A 21387-nucleotide genomic window follows, 5' to 3' on the forward strand; every position below is an offset into this window, starting at 1 on the left:
TCCTTTCTTTTTGTGAATAAAACAATTTGATATTCTAACAAGAGATTTACCCAAAGACTCATTTCCTGTCTAATCTCTCTAATTTCTCTAACAATAATTTTTTCATATTCTGTTTTTTTGTTTGCAATCTCTCTAAAATTGCTTCTTGGATAAAAGAACTCTTGTTCTCTCCAAAACTCCCAAATTCTTTTAAATAGTTATCTAATTCATTAATAACACTTTTTGAAAGATAAAGGGTGTAATTCTTTTTTTCGTCATCGCCCCCATCTGTTCTATCAACTTGCATTTTAGAAGTCTGCATTTCCTTTTTTTGAGCTTCATCAAACTTATCACTTAAGGCATCAAGTTTATTTTCTGCCGTTTCATTTTCTACGGATGTAAGTTTATTACTATCTTTACTATTCTTTTTTGTATTTTTAAATTCCATTGCGCATCCTTGTTTTATTAAGCGGGTTTTTGTTTTGAGTTTTGTTTAAAACTTTGTTTGAAAAATCTACTCTCAAGTTCATCATAAAGACTTTCAAATTCTTTTTTTGCCTTTGGCTCATCATATTCAATTACTCCAAGTCCTTCTGACACGCTTCGTTTATAAGCAATCCTTTCGTGCAAGATATTTTCCAACAAATCAATGTTTAAATCTTCCTTATTTTCTGAGATGAAATCAATCAAAGCTTGTTTTTCTTTCAAATACGGTATTGGAGGAATCCTGTTCATTAAAATACAGACTCTTAACTTTTCATTGATGACTTGAATGTTTTGAATCCGTTCAAACATTTCCAATAAAACTGCAATATCTAATTGCGAAGGGGTAGTAGGGATGATAACTAAATCAGAAAGTAACATTGCTTTTTGGCATTCTTTAGAATCTTCGCCTTTAGTGTCAATGAGAATGTTTTCATATTTTGCACTCATTTGCTTTAAAGTATCTGTAATATTGCCTGTTCTGTTGTATAAGGGGAATGAATGCAGCTCTTTTTCATTGCGAATGTTTAAAAAAACTTCAATGCTTTTTTGCATATCCGTATCTAAAACTACAACTTCTCTATTTGCTTTCATCAGCCTTAAAGCAAGGTTTAAACAAAGCGTGCTTTTTCCGGATCCGCCTTTTTCATTGGCTATGGTAATAATCATTTTACTGCTCCTTTAATCTCAGACTGCCTGATCTTGCAGCTCTGTTTCTTTTGTCTCTCTTTTAGCACCGATTTTTTGGAATTCTCTTGCAAATTCCTTTGTCGGATTTTTTTCTTTTAAGAAGCTTTGATATACGCTGAAAAACTCTTTGAAAAACCTTTTTACAGATAAACCTTTATACATTTCAGCAGTTTGAACATAAGCAAGCAAAATCATTGCGCCCTCTTGGGCTTGATGGTGGGCAAAATCAGCAATTTTTTTGCCGATATCCACTTTAATGATATTGGGATTTTTTTCCTCTGCTTTACTCCAGCCTACGGGCTTTTGCAAATCCTTTGTCGAAAAAAGCATTGCTCGCATTTTTATAGGGTTGCTTGCCATCTCCTCCATTGTTTTTGAATGACTTTTCCTGATTGCGTCAAATTTGTTTTTCAATATATCAAAAGTTGCATCGGTTTGTTTGGCAAAAAATGTTTCAAACATCTTAGCGACATTGCTTGTAATAAAATCTTTAGAATTTTTGTCATTAAAATTATAAGCATGCAAATAAGACAGCAGTAAGCAAGCTACCTCAATGCTTTCTTCGTGAGTAAAATCAAAATTCTTATTCAAAATATTTGTATCTATTTTTGCCATTTAATTCCTTGTATTATATTGTGATTGATTCATTATACAATATCATTATTAATAACACAATATAATATAATATAATTATTGATAATATCATACTATTATTATCAATATAAATACTCTAAATATATCACAATATAATATTATTGATTAGAATGAATCAGAATAGAATTAAATACAATTAAACGAGATGTAATAATTAATAATAAATGCAATACAATCATTATTATTGCATTTTGTTCTTATACTGATAATTCTTTGTAGGTTTTGTCGATGAGATGCCCAAATAACATTAGGCATTATATACCGTATAGACGATTGCAGGAAAATTTTCTATTTTTTCAAAAATATCTTTGAAAAATAAAATTTGGTTTTGCAGATATGGAGCTGATAGGTCTATATCAGCGATTTATTTTCTCAAATTTTTGTATTTTTCAACGATAAGATTTTTTTCCTTGCAAGCCTTAGCAAATCCACTATTGCAAGCTTTGTCATAATAATGATCCGAGCCCTCCAGCCAGCTTTTTTTCTTGGCAAGTTTGTATCTATATATGGTGGCTAAATAGTAGCAGGCATCTATTATACTATACCGATTGTTGCAAGATTGGTCAAACAAATCCCTTGCTTGGGTATAATCTAAAAGTTTTTCATCGTATTTATCGTGTTCTTTCGCATCAAGATGACTGATGACAACACCTAAATTGTAACATCCCAACGGCATTAAGGTTTTATCATTCACATCGCAAAGTTTTTGAAAAATATTTTTTGCCTCATTAAAATCTTCCGGCAGTCTGTATTTTTGATTCATTAACCTGTCTCCATACAAATAACAAAAAGTGTTGTCACCGTCATTGCAGAGTTTTTTTAATATCTTTGTTTGTAATTTTGATTTGTCTAATTCTTCATCCGAATTGTATTGCAAGTATTTGTAATCGCAATTTTTTTGACCGTTAGAGCTTAATTGACAACTTTTTATAAAATATTTCCTAGATTTTGGATAGTCAATTTTGAAATTTTTATCTCCGTCTTGATATTTTATTGAAAGTAATCTACAAGCCTCCGGAAACTCTTTTGCACATGCTTTCTCATAAATTTTTATATTTTCAAACTTGTCTATGCTAAAATATTCGGCACCTTCGGTATATGCTTTTGGATTTACTACCATACGAATTATTTCGCCGCAAGCCGCTTCATTATTTTTAAGACATTGCTTTGCTAATCCATTCCAATCTTTGGCATCAAAGCAAGCTTGCAAATCTCCCTTGTCGCATCTTTGTATATTTTCATCAATGGATAAGGTTTGATCGGCATTTAAAAAATTGAAATTCAAGCCGAGCAGACTGACAATAATTAAGAACTTGTAGTGTTTTCTCATAAATTCCTCTTTAAAAATAAAATTTGGTTTTGCAGATATGGAGCTGATAGGTCTATATCAGCCTCTTTTGTGTTAAATCTTAACACAATCTCCCTATTTCTAATCTTAAGTAAATTCGATTATCAAAACAAATTTGCCACCTGCCTACAATAATCATTGTTGGTATGGATATAAATTTTAGTTGTTTCAATATTGGAGTGTCCTAAGGCATTTTGGGTTAAAATCAAGTCTTTGGTTTCCCCATAAATATAACTTCCAAAGCTATGGCGTAGCATATGCAAACCAACGTTGATATCTTGCAAGAATCCCAGTTTTTTAAGGATTTTGTTTAAGAAATAGCTTGTTGTGTTTGTATTTTTTGCAGTCATAAAAATATAACCTTTGCTATTTTTTCGCTTTCTAGTCGGTGTGTTTAACCATTCTTGCAAAAATTCTTCTATCAATTCTTTTCTGATAATTGCAATTCTTTCTTTATTCCCCTTGCCATTCACCTTAAAATAATAATTTTGCTCATCACCGGTTATATCAGTCGTTTTTAACCCACGCACCTCTGAACTTCTTAGCCCGCTATAAGCTACAATGAGAACAATGAGACGATTGCGTTTATCTAAGTCTGTGTGAAAAGAGGCATTTTTAAGATAATTGATGAAATCAAAAAACTTTTCTTTTGGTAAGAATTTAGGGATTTTTACCTGTTTGCCAAGCGACATTTTTAGACTAAAGTTGAAGCGGTAACCTCTGTTTTTATCCAAATATTTAAAAAAAGTTCCAATATTTGTTTTAAACACAAAAATTGAGGAATCCTTATACCTTAAGCTTAAATTGTATAAAAAATCAATCACCACGCTCTCTTTCAACAACTTCAATTCTTTAATTTTTAATGCTTTGCTATTTTCTTTTAGAAAGTTATAAAAATGGTTTAAAATCTTTAAATTTGCAATGCTCTTAACACCAAAGTAACAAAGTCGCTGACAAATGCCGTTTAATTCTTGCATACTTTGGGTATTGTTAATTTGATTTTGCAAAATTTGGAAACTGTCTAAATCTCTTACATTGTGTTTTGAATAGGTTTTAGACTTAAAGTCTGCATAGTCTTTAATAAGCTCAAATAATTCCCGTTCCAACGAAGTCATCTTTGTCATTTTTATCTCCTAAAAATAAAATCAAACTCTGATTTTACAACCATTTTAAATTTTTCTTAAGATTACCGGTTCCCTCTGCGTTAAGAGATTATGGGCAATATTTACTTTAAGAGGCTTAAAAGCTTAAGCCGCATAATACCCGCCAAGCAAAGAGGGGTTAAACAAATCTGCTCTGTCTTGATCTTGAGAATTGCTTTGGGGACGTTTTGCTCTTTTTGGTTTGATCATCGCCATAAACACCCGCTCCTTGATTTCTTCAACAGAGGGCATTGTCTCTGAAACAATTTCGCAAACAACGGTATTCCTCCTATCATAGACAAAAATCAAATTTTGACCGAAAAGATCATTTTGAATTACAATAGATAGGATTTGATTTTTGCATTTAATTGTGAATTTCTTAAAATCTTCTTTTTGAATTTGAAATTTTGCGTAACTTTCAAGCAATTCGTCATAAGATTTCTTCATGTGGGGATTTAAGCTTGCATAAAACGCATCGTCTCCGACTGAAGTATCAAACAAGTTTGAACCTTGATTTAAGCCTCTTTTTTCAGAGATTTTTCTTCTTTTGTTTTTTAATCTTGTTTTTATTTTTGGCATTTTTAATCCTTTAATTTAATTTGATAAAGAGTTCTCCCTGCGCCGTCTAAATAGCCATCATAATGACAATGTACCGCCTCTATGCTCCTGTATTGCTTTTCTAATCCGATCGCCGATCTTGTTGCCATCTCAAACTCCTTTATTTTTCTTTTGATAGGCATATTTTATCACCCACAAACGCCTAAAAATACCTAAAATAGGTATTTCATCAGCCTTTTCTCCCCTTATAAATAAAGGACTTTGGGGATGTTTTGAATTGAAAGCAAATAGATGTAGAGGTAGGAAGCCGAAATTTTCAATAAAAATTTATTTTTATTCGAGTTTTTACTTGAATGAATAAAATTAACAGATTAAGTAGAAGCATTGGGAAGGAAAAAAATGAAAGAATTTGGAAGAGGTAGGAGCTTATGTTGAATTCTATATATTATCTTGTATTGTAATCTATAATATTTTTATTGCATTCTATGTCTTACTATTCATTATAAACGTTGCCTGCTAATCCTGTTCTCACTCCTAAAGCTCCCTGATTGCCTTATGTTTGTTGATTTCATTAAATGAATTTTTAAAATTTTCTTTGAGGGGTTTATATTTATCTATTTTTCTAAAAGTCTCTAGAATATTTTTTCGTTTGAGAGTGTCGGAGCTTTTTTTATAAGTGAGCAATTGTTTTTCTAAAAAATCATTCAAGCTGTCATTATTGAGTTTTTTCAATCCGGTGAGTTGAGAAAGTTTTAAATCGTCGTTTAAATCCTTGCAAAACGGCTTATAAACCATCGGAGCTTTTTTTGTTTTTTCTAAAATAAACCTTTCAAATTCCTCACTGAATTTGCGTCCTTTGGTGTCATTGTCAAAACCCAAAACTATTCGAATATCAGGATTTAATATCTTCATAATCGCCTCCAAGCTTGGCTTAAGTCCAATCTCAAAGTTAAAATCTCCACAAGTTCCTATTAACATCGTTTCTTTAGGATTAAAGTTTGAAAAAAGTTGTAAAAAGCTTAAAGAATCAATGATGGATTCTGTTATCACAATCTGTTTGATCTGTTTGGAATCTGTAGGGTTTAAAAGCCCGTTTGGTTTTAAAATCTCTAAGCCTTTTGCTCCGTAATGAATCTGTTTGAGCGGTTTTTCTTTTATGCTGCCGTTAGTATTTTTAGTCAGAGGAAATTTAAGGCGTTTGGTATAACCGCACATTGTAAGCATTGTTTTTGGTTGTATTGTTTGCAATTCTCCCTCTTGTAAGGAGTTGTTTTTATTAATATTCGGAATGTGTGAGAGCTTAAAATGCGGGAAACAAACATCTCCAAATCCGTCAAGTTTAATTTGGGTGTCGTATTCATTTATCAGGGCGTCATACAGCCCCCGATTAGCAAAGAATTCATTATTGTTTCGGTTATAAGCAGACATTTCATTAAATTTCTTAATGGTTTGAGCGGAGTTTAATTCCGAATTAAAGTATTGCGGGATTTGATGACTTTCCAAATCAACGTTGCCATTTTCATAATTTTTAATTAAATCACTTACATTTACACCTCGATGTTTGCAAAAATTGATGATATTTCCTCTGTCATTGCTTCCATCAGTATTAAAATAAAGATAATGTCCCTCTTTTTTACAGATCACAAGCTTGTCGTTGTCATTAAAAACAACCGGATTATTTACCGAGCTTGAATCTTTATTGAGTTTAAAACCATTGCAAAGGAGGATTTTATGTAAGGGAAGTAAAGTTAAATCAGTGAAAGCTTTAGGTTTGAATTCGTTTGAGCGGACTTGTTTTGGTGGGGAAGTCAGTGATTGTCTCGCAAGACTATCAGCTCCTGTGTTATTGCTTTTAATTGTTCCTGCAAATCCTCTTTGATAGCTATTACTTTCTCTGTTGTGTAAGATGAATTCGGTAGTATATGATGTTTCCAATGTTCTATTGCCTGAAGTATTGTCTTGGACTTGGCTATCAGAGCGGTTGTTTGTGCTTCTCTCTCTAATGAGCGCTTCTCGAACTCTTCTAAGGTAAGCTTGGGAATATTGGCTGAGTTGATTTTTGATAACAAATCCACTGTCCTTTGTGTTGTTTGCATAGTCTGATTCATTGACAATCTCCTGCAGTTTCTCACCATAGCTAAACTTGCCTATGGGTTTTTTCTCATCCAAAACAATCAGGCAAAGATTGATTGTATCGTGAATTATATTATAATCGGTTTGCTTGGAAATTGCAACAATCTCTTTATCAATCAACTCTATTACTGATTCAAACTCTCCTTGCAAGAGTATTTTATTAAGCAGGGTTTTAAAATCTTCCATAACAAAACCTACATTCCCATTCCTAAATTTATTTGTTTTTTAGAAGCTTTAATATCTGGTGTTTTATCTTTAGAAGTAGTCTTGAGAGCATTTTTTAGGACTTTAGGAGTTTTAGATGATTGATTGTTTGAATTCTCAATGGTTGCCCTATCTGTTGATTTATCTTCTAAACCATTTATTCTATTTTCTAATTGATTTGCCACTTTATTTTTAACTTCATTTGCCAAGTTATTTTTCAGCTCATTTTCTATTTTTTTGCTTTCTGTATTTTTTTGTTGCAAATATTCTTTTTCATCAGGCTTTAACTCTATTTTAAGTTGATTCTTAATGGCAATTCCCAAATCTTTATCAAGTAAATTTTGATTACCCAAACCATAAGCCAAACCGCTTTTAATTAATTTTTGATGCTCTGAGGTCAGTTTGGAAGGCTCTTTGTTCAAAAGTCTTAGCAAAACTTTCATTTCATTTTCTTTCATTTGGGTTTTGGAATAAATCAAAAATTCCTTTTTAAATTGATCTTTTCCAATCGCCATATGTTCGTGCTGGATCTTTAATTTATCAAAAAAATCAAGCAAAGGAGCGACATCAGATTGGCGATTGGATTGATGGGAGTTTTCAAGATTTGCCCTATCAAGTCCTTGAGGTTTCAAATTATCTTTTGGCATAGGATTTGGATTTATTTGCGTAGTAACATCTAAAGAATTCGGATTGTTTAGATTTTTCTCTTGTAAGGCTAAATCTGTCTCTTGTGAATTTTCAGATATTTCTAAAGATTGATTCCCATTGAAAATATCTTTGATTTCATTTTCAAAACGATCAATAAATTCCTTGCTTCCTTTTTGATAATTTTCAATATGATTGATATCCCAATTAAATTCTAAATTTTCAGTATTTTTCCGCAGTATTTTTTGGGATTTCACCATTGTTAAAAAATCAGTTTGGCTTAAATCCATCTTGGAACTAAGTAGGATTTCGCCTTTGGCATTTAACCCCAAAAACTGCATACCACTACCAATTTCATTACCTAAAGTCTTTAAATATGACTTGGCATAATCATTCCTTAATCCGTTAATCCTTTCTTCAGATAATAGGGCGTTTTTAGAAAAAACTTTAAATGAATTTCCATTAAAATCAATATTTTTTATAATATTAAGGTCTGAAAGTTTGCTACCGATTTGTGGATTTGATTTTTTGATAAAATCATTAATATTTTTTTCCAATATCAATTCAAAATGATTGCTTGGAAAGGGTAGCACAAAGGTTTTAGGGGTATTTTCTTGCGTGCTTGGCACTTTACCTGCAAGCATAGAAGTATTCTCAATTTCTTGTTCTGATCCCAATGTTTGGCTTATTTTTGGAGCAATGCCAAGCTCTGAATTGTCTTTTTGGAGGGAATTTTGTTCCTTTTGCCTGTTTTCATCCAAATCACGCAGATTTTCCGCCTCTGTTTTTACCGACTCTTTTTCTTCCAAATGAAGCAATTCTTCTTTTAGAACTTGAATAAAATTATTGGATTCGATATTTTCATTTTCTTTGAGATTTGAAACCTCCTTTATTAATTGTTCAAAAAATCTGTCTTTATTTTTGCCCAGCAAACGATAAAAATACATAAAATTTTGCATAAAATCATCAATATTGCGGTTCATACGATTCCTTTGAAATGAAATTAAAAGTTTTGGCTTCATTTATAATCAAAAATCATAAGCAAGAGAGCTTATGATTCTGACTTAAATTGCCATTTCCACGTTATTTTTAGATTGTTTTTTTGCGACCTGTTTTTTACCGACCGCTTTAGTCTCTTTTACTGCTTCTTTAGAATTGGTTTGGGAAGTTTTTTTCATATAGTCGTCTAAGTCTTTTTGATTTCTGATGTCTTTATCGTGATAGACTTCTACACTTCCTTTAACAGCGACATCCCCGTATATTTGTTGTCCTGAACCGATGACTGCGCTATCATATGCTTTGGCATTATCATGGGCATTATCATGCAAAGCATTGCCGGTATGAGAAAGATTTTCTTCGCTTTCAATATAGCCCCCTTTGTCTCCGACTTTTACATCATCAAAGTCTCTCAAAGCTTCTATTCTGTATAACTTAGTTTGTTTCAGCTCCGCTGTATCATTTTCTAAGAGTTTGTATTTATCTTCTTTTTTCTCAATGATCCCCATTTCTTCCAATTTTTTTTCAACTATGTAATCCACTATGTAATCCACTTGATTTTTTTGTGTTTCATTTAGCTTGATAGGAGGCTCATAGCTTTTAGAATTATTTTGAGCGATCAAATATTCTTTGATTTGTTCTGCCGTGGTTTTGTTGAAATTTTTTTCAATGTCGCCAAAAATAATATGGGTTTTGGAATGATCAAAGTCTTTTGAATGCCAAAGCATTGATTTTTTAAACAACTCGACTTTTATCGGCTTTATTTTGCTTTTGTCGATGGTTTGAAACGCATCAATATTATAAAGAAATGTTGATTCGAGCGTAGGCTCTATGTCAATTCGTTCAGTTTTGATTTTCATATAAGGTTGATTGGTTTTTAAATTGATTTTGATATTCCCGTTTTTGTCTGTATTGGGCTCAAGTTCGTATTGAAACAAGGGATTTTTGTCTTTGTCAAACGCTTGAGAACCATCTTGATTCAAATAGGGGATTTTATTGCCGTTAATATCAAGTTTATAAACAGGTTGCAATTCAAAAGTCTTGATAAAAGAAACTTTAGCTTTAGGAATGGAATTATCATTAAAAACAGCTTCGATTTCTTCTTTTGAAGCCCCTAGATTTTTCGCATCTTTTAAGCTCGCCCAAACATTGCTTTGATATTTTCCTTCCTTTTGTTTGATATCTAAAATTAAAGAGTTCAAACCGTGATAAGGTACTCCGTTTAATCCGTTGTAAGCCCTGTCAAATGTTTCTGTTTTTTGTTGAAACGGTGCGTAACCTTCTTTTGCAGATTTGATAATTTCATAAATTAGATAATTGCCAAACGTTGCTTTCTTTTCTTCTAAATTCATTTCTGTCCAAGTTTTTTTCTCACTCATTTTCTTCTCCTCTTTTAAGTTCTGCAATTGCTTCTAAATCTGCTTGAGCTTCAAGCTCGTTTTGAAGCTCAACTCCATAATTGACCAATGCCACGACTTCGTCTTTTTTTAATTCAATCCTTGTTTCCAAGTTTCTTAAATCCATTATTGCTCCTTTTATTTTTGGATATTTCATTTCAAATCAAGATTTGAATTTGATTTGATGCAAAAATATTAGTGGAAATGAAAATCTTAAAAAATACACATTTTTAGAAAAACTTAATCTAAAAATATGTATTTTTTAATCTGAATTATGTGTTGATAAGGGTTTAAGAGAGATAGAAAAACGGTAACGAAGAAAATGAAATTTGTAAGAATTTGTGGAAATTTATCAAAAATTACAGAAATTCAGCTAAAAATAACTGCGAAATTTAAGATTTAGAATGATGATTTATAGAAATGGGGGATTGAGAAAGTATTGATTCATTCTCGCCTTATTCCAAGCCGCCCTCACTGTTGCTGTTGCCCTTGTTGCTTTTGGAATATAAAATATCAATGGGAAAACCAAAGCGATTGAATTTTACATTTTTAGCGTAATCTTTAAGCGTTTTACCGCTCCCGCTTTGATCAATTTTGTCATTTAAATCATCAAGCTCGTCTTGCTGTTTTTCTGTAAGTACGGAAACATCGGGGGCGGTGTCATATTTATTTTTATAATCTTTGGCAATTAAATTACTAGTCAAAGCCATTGTTTCATTTAAAAATGAAAGATTATTGGCAATATCTTTGATATAAGAAAGCACTAAATCATTTCCTTGCATTTTCATATTCGCATAGGCTCTAGCTTGTTTTTCTTTATCGTTCCCAGCCTCTGCAAGCTGTTTTCTAAGATCTGCCTGATACTTTTCATAGTCGTTATTTAATCTTGCAACATCAAAGGCATTGGGATAGCAAAATTCTTCGCCGTTATCGTCTTTTTTGAGTGTGCAATAAAGAGGTTTTCCATCTTTGCCTTTGTAGCTTTTATCTTGCACGCCCAAAGTTTCTAGCATCTGAATGGAGCGTTTGAATAGGGGTTGAGTCTCTTCAGTGATGGCATCGCCTAATTCTTTTTTATGCTTTTTGTCATCTAAAAGCTCTTCCTTGGCAATTTTATAATATGTATCAAAGTCATTGTTCAATAGTGCTAAAGTTTTTTCTTTTTCATATTCCTTTTTCCTCATGGCGTAATGATTTTCTGCAAACTGTCTGCAGGTTACAATTGCTAAGGCTCGCCCTTTCAGTCCGCTAATTAAAGAATCGATATTACCGTTAATATCATCAGAAATAGCGTCAAAAAATGCTCTGGAAGCTTTGGTTAATTCAGTTTCCTTACCTGTATTGACAAAACTTAGTTTGGTAATTCCGGCTTTCACCTTGTCAATTTCAAGTTCGGGGCATAATCCTTTCAATCGTTTTGAATGGATATGGTCTGCATAATTATAATTTTTGATATCGTTTTTTAATCGGTTAAAATTTTTTTCCATTCTTTTTGTGACGTCTTGCAAATTATTAATGAGTTCTCTGGGGTCTGCAATGGCAATGCTTGATCCGTTTATAAAGCTGTTCATATCGCTCATAATATGGTTGATTTCATTAAGATTATCAATTTGGGTTTGGGCTTTTTTTAACATTTCGGTGTATTTGTTAATCATTTCCGTCGCTTTTGTAAGCTGTTCTGCAACATCGCCTTGCATCTTTCCAAGAAAACCGTTTGCTCGAATATCATCAACTTCCATCGGAAGAGCTAATAGCATTTTATTGACACTAAAAAAAATTGTAACAATCAATGCAAACTTAAATAAACTTGATGGTGATTTTTTAATCCTTAAGGTTTGTTTGTTTTTTAAGCTTTGCAGGGATTTGAATTTTTCTAAATTTTTTATTTTATATTCCATAATTTTCTCCAAACAAATAAATTAAAATAATGCTTAATTCCAATCAATATAAATGACAAATCAACTTAAATCAATTAAGCCGATTAGACAATAAAATCTAAATAAAAGACTAGCAAAAATTTTAGCTTTTGCAACCATAAATTTGCCATTTTAATTTTAGGGGGGGGGGGGGTGAGTTTAACTTTTTAGAATCTTTAATAAATTTTCTGCTTAAATGCAGTTATACACTAAAGAATTCTCTCTGCCTTAAAAGCCTCTTTTGCACTTTTATGAGTTCTAAAAGTGCCATTTCTTCTTTGTTTATCAATTTCTTTTATATCTTTTATAATCTCTTCTTAAAACTTTTTTGTATAACCGTATTGCGCTTATTTCATTTATTTTTATTTTCGCTTTTGGCTCTAGTTTTACTACCCTTTTATGGCTTCTAACAACTTTTCATTGGCATTGGATATTTTTAAATATTGACTCCTTATCCCAAAGGGGCTCAACCTCAAATTAATATAATAAATTATAGCATAGTTTAGGGCTTATAAACCCTATTCTTCTTTTATTTAGCCGTTCTAGAACAAGTAAAGAGTCTGACAAATGGCTAGGATTTTCATATTTAATTACTTTGATTATTTTGAATTGGTCACTTCAGCTCCAAATGGATATAAACTCAATTTGGCGAATTTAAAATATTGCAATCCAAAAGGTATGCCGATAATTGTAATACAAACTATAATCCCACCTATAAAATAAACTATTCCCATCCAAAGTCCAAACAAAATCAGCCAAATGATATTTCCAATACGGTGTTTAGATGGATTTGTTTTTATCTCGCTTCCAAAAGGACTTAAAGATAAAGAAGCAAACTTAAAGCATTGTAATCCCAAAGGTATTCCAATGATCGTAATGCAAAATATCAATCCGCCGACAGCCCACCATAAAGCGCAAAGCAAACCGCCAAAAATCAACCATAATAAATTACCTAATAATCTCATTTATTTTTTCCTTAATTTAAAATATTCGCTTATCTAAGCAAGCTGCTTAAAAACCTAATCAATTTGATTAATTGTTTAGATTTAGAATATTCAGGCGCCAACTCTTTATAATCAAGTTGCAAATAAGAGGGCGGACGTTCGATCCACTTTTCAGATGCCTCCAAGACTAAACAGCGGTTGCTTATTAAATCTATTAATAAGGCATTACCTCCATAACCGCCCCATACTTCTGTTCTTTGTTTTTAATATCGTTTCTTGTTTCATTGCTTATGCCTTCTCAACCCTTTTAAACACATATCTCCCATCGTTTTTACATAGTATCCGCTTTATTTATGATTCGCATTATAACATTCTTCTGTATCTTATTCAATCCCTTTAAAAAGGAATTGTTTCATCGGTTTCATCATTCAAAGGAATTATTTTTCCCTCATCTACATCTATTGGTTTGCATTCGTTTTCAGGGCTGTTATTATCATTAACTTTGACAGGCGGGTTTGGGTTTTCGTTTGCATCACTTTTTAAATCCATCATTTGCATAGATTCTGCGGTGATAGTGTGCCTGCTTTTTTTTACGCCGTTTTGATCTGTCCAACTCTCAAGGGTCAATCTACCATCAATTAAAACCTTTGAGCCTTTATGCAAGTATTGATTTGCAACTTCTGCGGCTCTTCCAAAAAGCTTCACATCCACAAAACACACTTCTTCCCCTTGACTGCCGTCCTGCTTCTTAAACCTGCGATTGCTTGCAAGTCCTAATGTCGCTAAAGCCGATCCACTTGGCAAATATTTCATTTCCACATCACGAGTTAAAAAGCCTACCATAATTACTTTGTTATACATTTTTAATCCTTTTCTTCTTTGGGGATATTTCCCAATTCTTCTTCCATCAAGAAATCCATCTCTAAAAGCTCTTCCCGCTCTTTTTTTCTGATTTCTTCATCAAAATTTGCCAAATCTTCTAAATCTATTTTATAAGGCATATTATTTTCTAAATTCGTATCTTTATTCATTTTAACCCTTTATAAATATATCAATATGCATTTTGTGCAAAAGCATAAAACACAAACAAAACAACCCGCTTAAAACGAATCGTCTTATCACCATCACCGCCGCTTCAATCAAGCCTGCACTCTAACTTTTTCTTACTTTGACTCCTTTATTTTTCTTTTGATAGGCATATTTTAACACCCCAGCACGCCTAAAAATACCTAAAATAGGCATTTCATCAGCCTTTTCTCCCCTTATAGACATTATGTTTATTGTGTCTGTCAAAATTATTTTTTATCCTCATCTTTTTTCGCGTATTTTTTCTCATTGAATTTTTTAATGTGTTGGTCAATAAAGTCTTTTGCGATATAGCAGTCTTTTCCAAATTTTTTGGCAAATTGATGTTTAGGGTTTGTGCAATCGCTTTGCAAAAATCTATTTGTTTTTGACTGGAAGGGATTTTGTTTGAGCCTTTGGCATTGTTATTCCCTTTTGATTTTTCAGATTGTTCTGATTGGGATTGATGTTTAGTATTTGAACCTCCGCTGAATTTGATTTCATTCCCGATTTTTGAATGGATTTGTTTCATAAAATTGATATAACTTTCTTCATTTTGGGCAATTAAATCCAGTTTTTCTTCCATCTCTTTTGTGAATGCAATATCGAGTATCCAAGCATTTGTATCGTTCTTGAAAAATTCAATGACGCTCATTCCTCTTTGAGTAGGTGCGATTTCTCTTTTTTTATCTTCAATGAGTATGTATTCTCTTTTTGATAAAATAGTCGTATAAGTTGCATAGGTGCTGGGTCGCCCGATACCTTTTTTCTCTAATACTTCAATAAAATCAGATTCCAAATATCTTTTTGGAGCGTTTTTATTTAAAGCTTTGATAAAAATTTCTTTAATTGGAATTAAGTCATTGGGCTTGAGCTTGGAAATATCAAGATTTATGGGATTTTCAATACTGTTTATTTTGTTATTTGCCAGATTATTGTTGTCTTTATCGTCATCTATTTCCTGATTGTTGCTGTCTAGTGCATTGGAATTATTTTCAAGTTTATTTTCATCGTTAGGACCAAAACCCGTATTTTTAAGAAGCTTTAAATATCCTTCGTATATAAGATTTTTAAAAGATAATCTGAAGTCGTTCATCTTGATTTTAAAATTTAGCGTTGTATTTTCATAAACGGCGGCTTTACTTTGGGAACAAAGCGTGTTTAAAAATATCATTTTATAAAGCTCAATCTCTTTGGTTTGCGCGATATTTTCATTTTGAAGCATCGCTTTTAAATCTTCCAATTTATGCGGATGGGTAATTCTGATGGCTTCGTGAGCTTCAGCCTGTGAGTTTTTACCTGCCTTATATTCTGTGTATTGATAAGTTTCAGGATAAAGGTTTTGATAAAAAATTTGATGGCTTTTTAAATATTCTTGAGACAGAAATTCGCTGTCAGTTCGAATGTAGGTGATTAGCCCCGCTTCAAATAATTTTTGAGCGATATCTTGGACTTCTTTGGTCGATATTTTAAGCTTTTTAGAGCCATCTTTGAGCAATTTTGAAGTCGTGTATGGTTTGGGCGGATTACTTTTAACTTCTTTTTTCTCAATTGAAATAAGCATTGCATTATTTACCCCGCTCAGTTTTTGAATTTCTTCTTGGGCTTCTTTAAGAGTGTTAAATTTGAATTCTTTATCTTCTGCAATTTGTTTGATAATACATTCTTGGCTGTTAATTAAAATTTTTGCTTGGATTTGATAGGTTAGTTTTTCATCTTCGCTTAAATTATCGAATGCTCTGATTTCATTTTCTCTATCTGTAATCAGGCTTAAAGCAGGTGTTTGGACTCTTCCTGCTGATAAACCTTTAATATTGAGTCTGTTTGAGATATAAGGGGAGAGAGTATAGCCAATTAGCATATCACTAACTCTTCTTCCTAAAAATGCTTCGTAATATTTCTTATTGGTATTTTCAAACAATACTGCCTCTCTTAATCCTTTTTCTACGCCACTCTCTGTGATTTCGTGAAATTCCGCCCGATAAACCTCTTTGGCGACGTTCTTGATTTTAGAATAAAACATATAGCCGATTCCATAACCCTCTCTGTCAGGATCCGTGGCGACATAAACTTTTTTGCCTTTACAGGCGTTGATATAACTAAAAATACTTTGTTTTTTTGAAGCGACATAATCAAAAACAGGCTTGTAGTTATTATCTGTCTCTATATTTTTAAGTTCCATAAAATGACCGATAGTGGCAAATACTCTCGCTCCTGTAAAACCTGCTATTTTTTTGACTTTATTGGGGGATTCGATGATGATCACGCTGTCTTTAGAGTTCATTTTGATTCCTTTATATTTATATAAGTTTTGAAAATCATCTGTTTTCCTTTGTATGTTGGGATTTGTCATTAGATTTAAAAGTCGTTTTAAAAGGTCTTTTATTGCGTTTAAAAAGTCTGAAAATCATCTTTAAAATCTTAATAATCCTAAAAGCGATAAAATATTCTCTTTTCATTTTATTTTTTCCTTTATTGTTTCTCTACTTTAGGCATCTTTCGTATTGTCTGGATTGTTTTGTTTGGATTCTTCAGAAGCAAAATTATCTTGATGTATATCTGTCTGATGGGAGGTATCGGAATTTTGGGTTTCTTCTGGAGTATTTTTAAAAATCACAGCGACATCGAGTTTGTGTTTTGTTGCATCAAGATAGGCTTTTTCTTGTTTGATTTTAGCAAGCAGTGTATTTGGCATTGCATCAGCGGAATTGGGCGGATAAAAGACAATATTGAGGATATTGTCCGTGATTTTTAAACTATATTCTTTTTTATCGGTATTGCTAAAATCGAATGCCTCTGCTTGTGTCAAGGCAATGAGTTTTTGGTATTCCCTTTCTTCTGATTTTGCCTCCTTGATCGCTTCTTCTTTATTTTTTGTTTGCTGTTGGGCTTGTTCTTTTTTAAATTGTTCTAATTGAGCTTGCAAAAATGCTTCTTCTGAAGAGATTTGACTTGAATGGCTATTTGGATCAGATAGGTTATTTTGGAGATTTATCTGCTCTTTGATATCTGAATGATCTTTTGTTTGATTATTGTTTTGTTTTGGTGGTTTTATTTCCTTCGCTTCATCCAAAATTTGTTTTTTTCTGTTTATTTCGCTTTTGTTTTCGCCTGCGCTTACACTACTGCCATTATTGTTGCCAGCTTCTGCATTGCCGCTATTTTTTTCTGTCTGATTTTGCCTTTGTGTTATTTGCCCTTCTTGATTTTCTTGAATAGATTTTAATTTCCAATTGAGCCTGCTCATCAGTGTTTTTGATTTGAAATAAAAGTTTGCTTTGAGTTTGAGGGGTTTTGCTTTATGTCCGCTGGTAAGCACAATAATCTCATCTTCACCAATATTCATTATGTCTTGTTGGCTGACTAAATCCCAACCCTCTTTAGAGATGGAGCTTGTGCCCCCAAAGATTAATGCCCCGTCTTTAGTGGATTCATTCCGAGATTTGCGCGTGTATTTGCCAATTTCTTCAGAGAGCATTTTTGCATAATCAACATCATCATTTTTAAAAATCACTTTGTAAGCAACAGTGGCATTGATAATTTTTGCATCCTCTTTGGAGTAGTATTTTTCAATCAATGCGTTGCTTTGGGTAATATAAAGTCCCACAATGCCATAACTACGGCAAAGTGCGGGCATTTCAAGCAAAAATTGCAATTTGCCAAATCGGACAAATTCATCCAAGATAAAATAAATTCGTTCATTGGGGTCTTTGCTCTCCTTGGTAAGAAGATTTTTAGCGATGGATTCAAGCAGGATTCGAATTAAAGGAGCAAGCGTGTCAATATCGGTTTGAGCAATTTTGATATAAAGCGTGATATTTTCTTTTCTTAAATCCTCATATTCAAAGCTCATTGCAGATGTAGCTTCTCTGACTTGATAACTAGTAAAGACTTGCATAAATCTTCCAAAAACCGATTTGATTGAAGCAAATTCATTAGGATTGGCATTTGCCCATCTTCTGGCATCATTGCGAATGATTTGATCAAGCAGTTCGCTATCGTTGGAATTGGCATTATTTTCAGTGCTGTTTTTGTCATCATTATTGTTATAATTTTTAGGATTATTTGCATCTAAATAGACTTGGTCGGCGACTTGGCGATAAAATAGATTTTCTACATCAGCATCTAAATTGATAACTTTTTGCCCGTTTTCTAAAATAAAATCCCCATTTTCATCTGTTTTGTAAAGTTCTTTATAATAGGGGCTATCAGGATGAATAAGGGGGCGATAATCTTTAATGGGAGCAGTTGCAATTTCAAAAAAGCTGGATTCATTTTTAGTGCATAAATCATATAGGGCATAAAAAATAAAGAGATTTTTGGCTTGTTGTGTCCAATGTGGGTCTTTTGAGTCATTATCGGCAAAAATTGTATTGGCAACTTCATCTACAAGCCGTCTTTTTCTGTTAAAATCAAGTTTTGAAACAATACGTTTATCAAATGGATTGAATTTTAAAGAGTTGTCATTGCCCAACGGATTAAATACAAAAACCTTGTTTTTGAGCGCTTGTTGGCGATAGCCTGCTGTAAGATCGCATAGTTCGCCTTTAATGTCTAAGATAATGCAGCTTGTTTTTAAAGATAAAAGATTTGGAATGGCTACCGCAGCAGTTTTACCGCTTCCGGGAGGCGCGACAATTAGTGTGCATAACGGAGCATCATAACAAACTTCTTTTTTAACTCCAAGTTCAGAATAAAGCCCGAGTATAAAACCTTTTCCGAAGTTTATTTTCATCGGATTGATGACTTTTCTTCCCAATTTAAAAAGATTGATAAATCGCAGAAAAAATACTTTGGGTTTTAAAAGATTTAATGGATTGAGAAATAAAAAAATATCTTTAATAAATTTAAAAGGATTATAGGTATAGCGTTCTATATCTTTTCTGCTTGCCCATCTGGCTTTGCCGTGCGTGGTAAGATTGCTTTTATTTGTTGTGAGATAAACTATACTGATAAAGGGTGTAAAAGCTATCAAAGCGCTCAGATAAACTTCTTTTTTAAAGCTTGGATAATTTGGTAGATTTTCTAAAATAAGCTTTGTAAAATCATAGGCTTGGTTAAAATTTTTCAGATCAAATAAAAGCATATTTGTGCCCAAAAATAATGGTAGAATCATTACGATGCCTAATAAAAAGAAATAAGGCTTATATTTTGGATTATTGATAAGATTTAGCATGATTAGTCTCCTGTCGGTTTTTCTATATTTTCTTGTTTTATAAGCATAATCAAATCCTCTTGAGTTTGAAAATCTAAGTCGGTTAATTTACCCTCCGCATTGCCTTCCTTGATTTTTGCCATCTCTTTTTTATATCTTTGTTGATAGATTTTGATACGATTTTGGATTTGTTTATACTTTTTATTGTCAATTTCGAGATAAAGCAGAAATTCAAGCGTCAATAATCTCAACTCTTGCAATGCGATTCTTGTGACTATAAGCTCATCGGCAATATTTTTTAAAAACACATTGTCAATTCGGCTTGTTTCTAAGAATTTATCAAGATTAAGGTTGTAAGCAATTTGATTGAGATTGGAAAATGTAGTGTTCAAGTCTGTATAAAATTTTTGATTAAGATTTGTAAGGGCGGTAATTTTTGCGATTCCAAGTGCATTTTGCGAACCTTTTTCTTTCAAAAGAGTTTCTAAAAATTTTGTCATCGTAAGATTTTTTTCTTTTGATTTGTCTTTAAGATTTTTATAGCTTTCTAAATCTAGAATAAAATTGGTTCGTTTTCCTGAGACCGATTTGGAAATCTTGCCTTGATGATGGCGAGGCTCTTTAATATGATTTTGATTATTTTTTGTTTTAATTTCCATCTTGTTTCCTTTAACTGATCAAATTAATTCATTTTTATTTGAATCTGGTTGAATTTTTAAATAGTCATCTTCTTGTTCAAATATCTTTTTAAATCTTTTTTCACATCCAAAACATTTTCAATGACGCGTTCATTGCCGATTTTTTTAATCTGAATAATATAATCTATTCCACTGATAAAAAAATCAAGCAGTGCTTCGCTGTCAATATCTTTTCCACTTCCCATTTTTACATTCAGACCAATCGCAAATATGGCATCTTGAACGCTATTGCTATGAAGCGTTGAAATCATCCCGCTATGCCCCGTATTGGCAAGTCTTAAAAATAAAGATACGTTTCTTGTGTCGATTTCGCCAAGTAAAACCCTTTGAGGCGACATACGCATCGCATCATTCAATGCTTTTTCGTAGCTATAGTTTGCATCTTCATTTTTGCCCACGACAATAGAAACCAAATTGGGATTTTTGAGATGTAATTCAGGGCTGTCTTCTATGGTAATCACTCGCTCATCAATGGGTATTTCTTCAACTAAACAATTGACAAAGCTAGTCTTCCCACTAGCGGTCCCCCCGCTCACTAAAATATTTTTACCTTGATTGGCAAGTTGCAAAATATCGTTGTAACTGATATTTTTTTCGATTACTTTTTTCCCCAAACTAAAAGCTTCAATACTGAATTTGTTTGTATTTGGCACACGAATGCAAACAGCAATTTTATTATTGGCTGTAATGCTTGGGTGCAGGGCATTTACCCGATATCTGGTATTTGGAATAGAGCAAGAGAGATGTGGGACAGAAACATTAAAATAAAGATTCCTATAAGTAGCCAGTTGTTCGCAAAAATGTATTAAAAAATTTTCATCAAATTCTGGGCATTCTATTTTTTCATACTCACTACCTTTTGTTAAATACATTTCTTTTTGGTCATTAAAGATGATTTCATTAATATCTTTTTCTAAATATGGTTGAAGCTTATCAACCAGCACGCTTAAGATTTTAGAAACGCCCATAACTTTATCCTTTTGGCTTATTGTTAACTTATTACCCTATGTTATGAGGGCTTTTATTTTTGGAACCGTTAATTTGTTCTTGGAGTCTTTGAAATGTCTTGATTTTAGCTTCAAGGGTTTTTTTGATATTTTTTATATCTTTCTCTAGCCTGTGATAATCTTTTAATAGCTTTGCATTTGGTAGGGTTGTTTGTTCTAAAATATTGTCGATGATTGTGAGCTTTACTTCTTGTGCGTTGTTTTCCATTTGGTCTCCTTGATTTGGATTTGATTTTCTCTCCATTTTTTTATTGCTATCACTGATTTGTGTCCTTTTGCCTATTTCTATTGTTTCTGTTTCCATTTTTATCCTTTTATTTGAGATTGCAAAGATTTAAAATTCAATTTTGTTTTAGTTGCTTTTAATGCCTCC

The 21387-nt window shown here is 32.4% G+C and carries 20 protein-coding genes and 1 pseudogene; all 21 read right to left on the bottom strand.

Annotation, left to right across the window (positions count from 1 at the left end; genetic code table 11):
* Positions 1-58 precede the first annotated feature (58 nt).
* The gene (locus BKH41_RS01815) at positions 59-427 is read right to left on the bottom strand and encodes a hypothetical protein (RefSeq protein WP_095296730.1); all 369 of its coding nucleotides are present in this window, start codon (positions 425-427) and stop codon (positions 59-61) included.
* 17 nt (positions 428-444) lie between these two features.
* Entirely contained in the window at positions 445-1131 is a 687-nt protein-coding gene (locus BKH41_RS01820) for an AAA family ATPase (RefSeq protein ID WP_095296731.1), read from the bottom strand.
* Positions 1132-1149: 18 nt separating this feature from the next.
* Positions 1150-1767, bottom strand: a complete 618-nt coding sequence (locus BKH41_RS01825) for a hypothetical protein (RefSeq protein WP_095296732.1) — start codon at positions 1765-1767, stop codon at positions 1150-1152.
* A 403-nt stretch (positions 1768-2170) separates the two neighbouring features.
* The gene (locus BKH41_RS01830) at positions 2171-3136 is read right to left on the bottom strand and encodes a sel1 repeat family protein (RefSeq protein WP_095296733.1); all 966 of its coding nucleotides are present in this window, start codon (positions 3134-3136) and stop codon (positions 2171-2173) included.
* 122 nt (positions 3137-3258) lie between these two features.
* On the bottom strand, positions 3259-4278 hold the full coding sequence (locus BKH41_RS01835) for a site-specific integrase (RefSeq protein WP_257875378.1): 1020 nt from the start codon (positions 4276-4278) through the stop codon (positions 3259-3261).
* A gap of 123 nt (positions 4279-4401) precedes the next feature.
* Complete coding sequence (locus BKH41_RS01840; RefSeq protein WP_095296734.1) at positions 4402-4875, bottom strand: hypothetical protein; 474 nt, start codon at positions 4873-4875, stop codon at positions 4402-4404.
* Between the two features lie 2 nt (positions 4876-4877).
* Positions 4878-5003, bottom strand: coding sequence for a hypothetical protein (locus tag BKH41_RS10045; protein ID WP_257875379.1), 126 nt, complete (start codon positions 5001-5003; stop codon positions 4878-4880).
* Between the two features lie 385 nt (positions 5004-5388).
* Positions 5389-7173 carry a toprim domain-containing protein gene (locus tag BKH41_RS10050; protein ID WP_095296735.1) on the bottom strand — a complete coding sequence of 595 codons (1785 nt, stop codon included), beginning with the start codon at positions 7171-7173 and terminating at the stop codon, positions 5389-5391.
* Positions 7174-7181: 8 nt separating this feature from the next.
* Positions 7182-8819: a hypothetical protein gene (locus BKH41_RS01850; protein WP_095296736.1), complete on the bottom strand. Its 1638-nt coding sequence runs from the start codon at positions 8817-8819 to the stop codon at positions 7182-7184.
* Between the two features lie 81 nt (positions 8820-8900).
* Positions 8901-10211, bottom strand: coding sequence for an ArdC family protein (locus BKH41_RS01855; RefSeq protein WP_095296737.1), 1311 nt, complete (start codon positions 10209-10211; stop codon positions 8901-8903).
* On the bottom strand, positions 10204-10356 hold the full coding sequence (locus tag BKH41_RS09715; protein WP_180762697.1) for a hypothetical protein: 153 nt from the start codon (positions 10354-10356) through the stop codon (positions 10204-10206). The genes BKH41_RS01855 and BKH41_RS09715 overlap by 8 nt, the downstream gene beginning before the upstream one ends.
* 328 nt (positions 10357-10684) lie before the next feature.
* Positions 10685-12127, bottom strand: a complete 1443-nt coding sequence (locus tag BKH41_RS01860; protein WP_095296738.1) for a hypothetical protein — start codon at positions 12125-12127, stop codon at positions 10685-10687.
* 617 nt (positions 12128-12744) lie between these two features.
* Entirely contained in the window at positions 12745-13110 is a 366-nt protein-coding gene (locus BKH41_RS01865) for a YccF domain-containing protein (protein WP_095296739.1), read from the bottom strand.
* 375 nt (positions 13111-13485) lie between these two features.
* A complete protein-coding gene (locus tag BKH41_RS01870) occupies positions 13486-13950 on the bottom strand; it encodes a single-stranded DNA-binding protein (protein WP_095296740.1) in 465 nt (154 codons plus the stop codon).
* A gap of 2 nt (positions 13951-13952) precedes the next feature.
* The gene (locus tag BKH41_RS09720; protein ID WP_180762698.1) at positions 13953-14120 is read right to left on the bottom strand and encodes a hypothetical protein; all 168 of its coding nucleotides are present in this window, start codon (positions 14118-14120) and stop codon (positions 13953-13955) included.
* Between the two features lie 215 nt (positions 14121-14335).
* Positions 14336-16438, bottom strand: coding sequence for a type IA DNA topoisomerase (locus tag BKH41_RS01875; protein ID WP_257875380.1), 2103 nt, complete (start codon positions 16436-16438; stop codon positions 14336-14338).
* A gap of 34 nt (positions 16439-16472) precedes the next feature.
* Complete coding sequence (locus BKH41_RS09730) at positions 16473-16613, bottom strand: hypothetical protein (protein ID WP_180762700.1); 141 nt, start codon at positions 16611-16613, stop codon at positions 16473-16475.
* Between the two features lie 761 nt (positions 16614-17374).
* Positions 17375-19270, bottom strand: a pseudogene (locus BKH41_RS01880) (type IV secretory system conjugative DNA transfer family protein); the annotation flags it as partial.
* Positions 19271-19332: 62 nt separating this feature from the next.
* A complete protein-coding gene (locus tag BKH41_RS01885; protein ID WP_095296741.1) occupies positions 19333-19968 on the bottom strand; it encodes a hypothetical protein in 636 nt (211 codons plus the stop codon).
* A 56-nt stretch (positions 19969-20024) separates the two neighbouring features.
* A complete protein-coding gene (locus BKH41_RS01890; protein WP_095296742.1) occupies positions 20025-20975 on the bottom strand; it encodes an ATPase, T2SS/T4P/T4SS family in 951 nt (316 codons plus the stop codon).
* A 31-nt stretch (positions 20976-21006) separates the two neighbouring features.
* A complete protein-coding gene (locus tag BKH41_RS01895) occupies positions 21007-21318 on the bottom strand; it encodes a hypothetical protein (RefSeq protein WP_095296743.1) in 312 nt (103 codons plus the stop codon).
* Between the last annotated feature and the right edge of the window lie 69 nt (positions 21319-21387).

This window comes from Helicobacter sp. 12S02232-10, assembly GCF_002272895.1.
Taxonomy (GTDB): Bacteria; Campylobacterota; Campylobacteria; order Campylobacterales; family Helicobacteraceae; genus Helicobacter_J.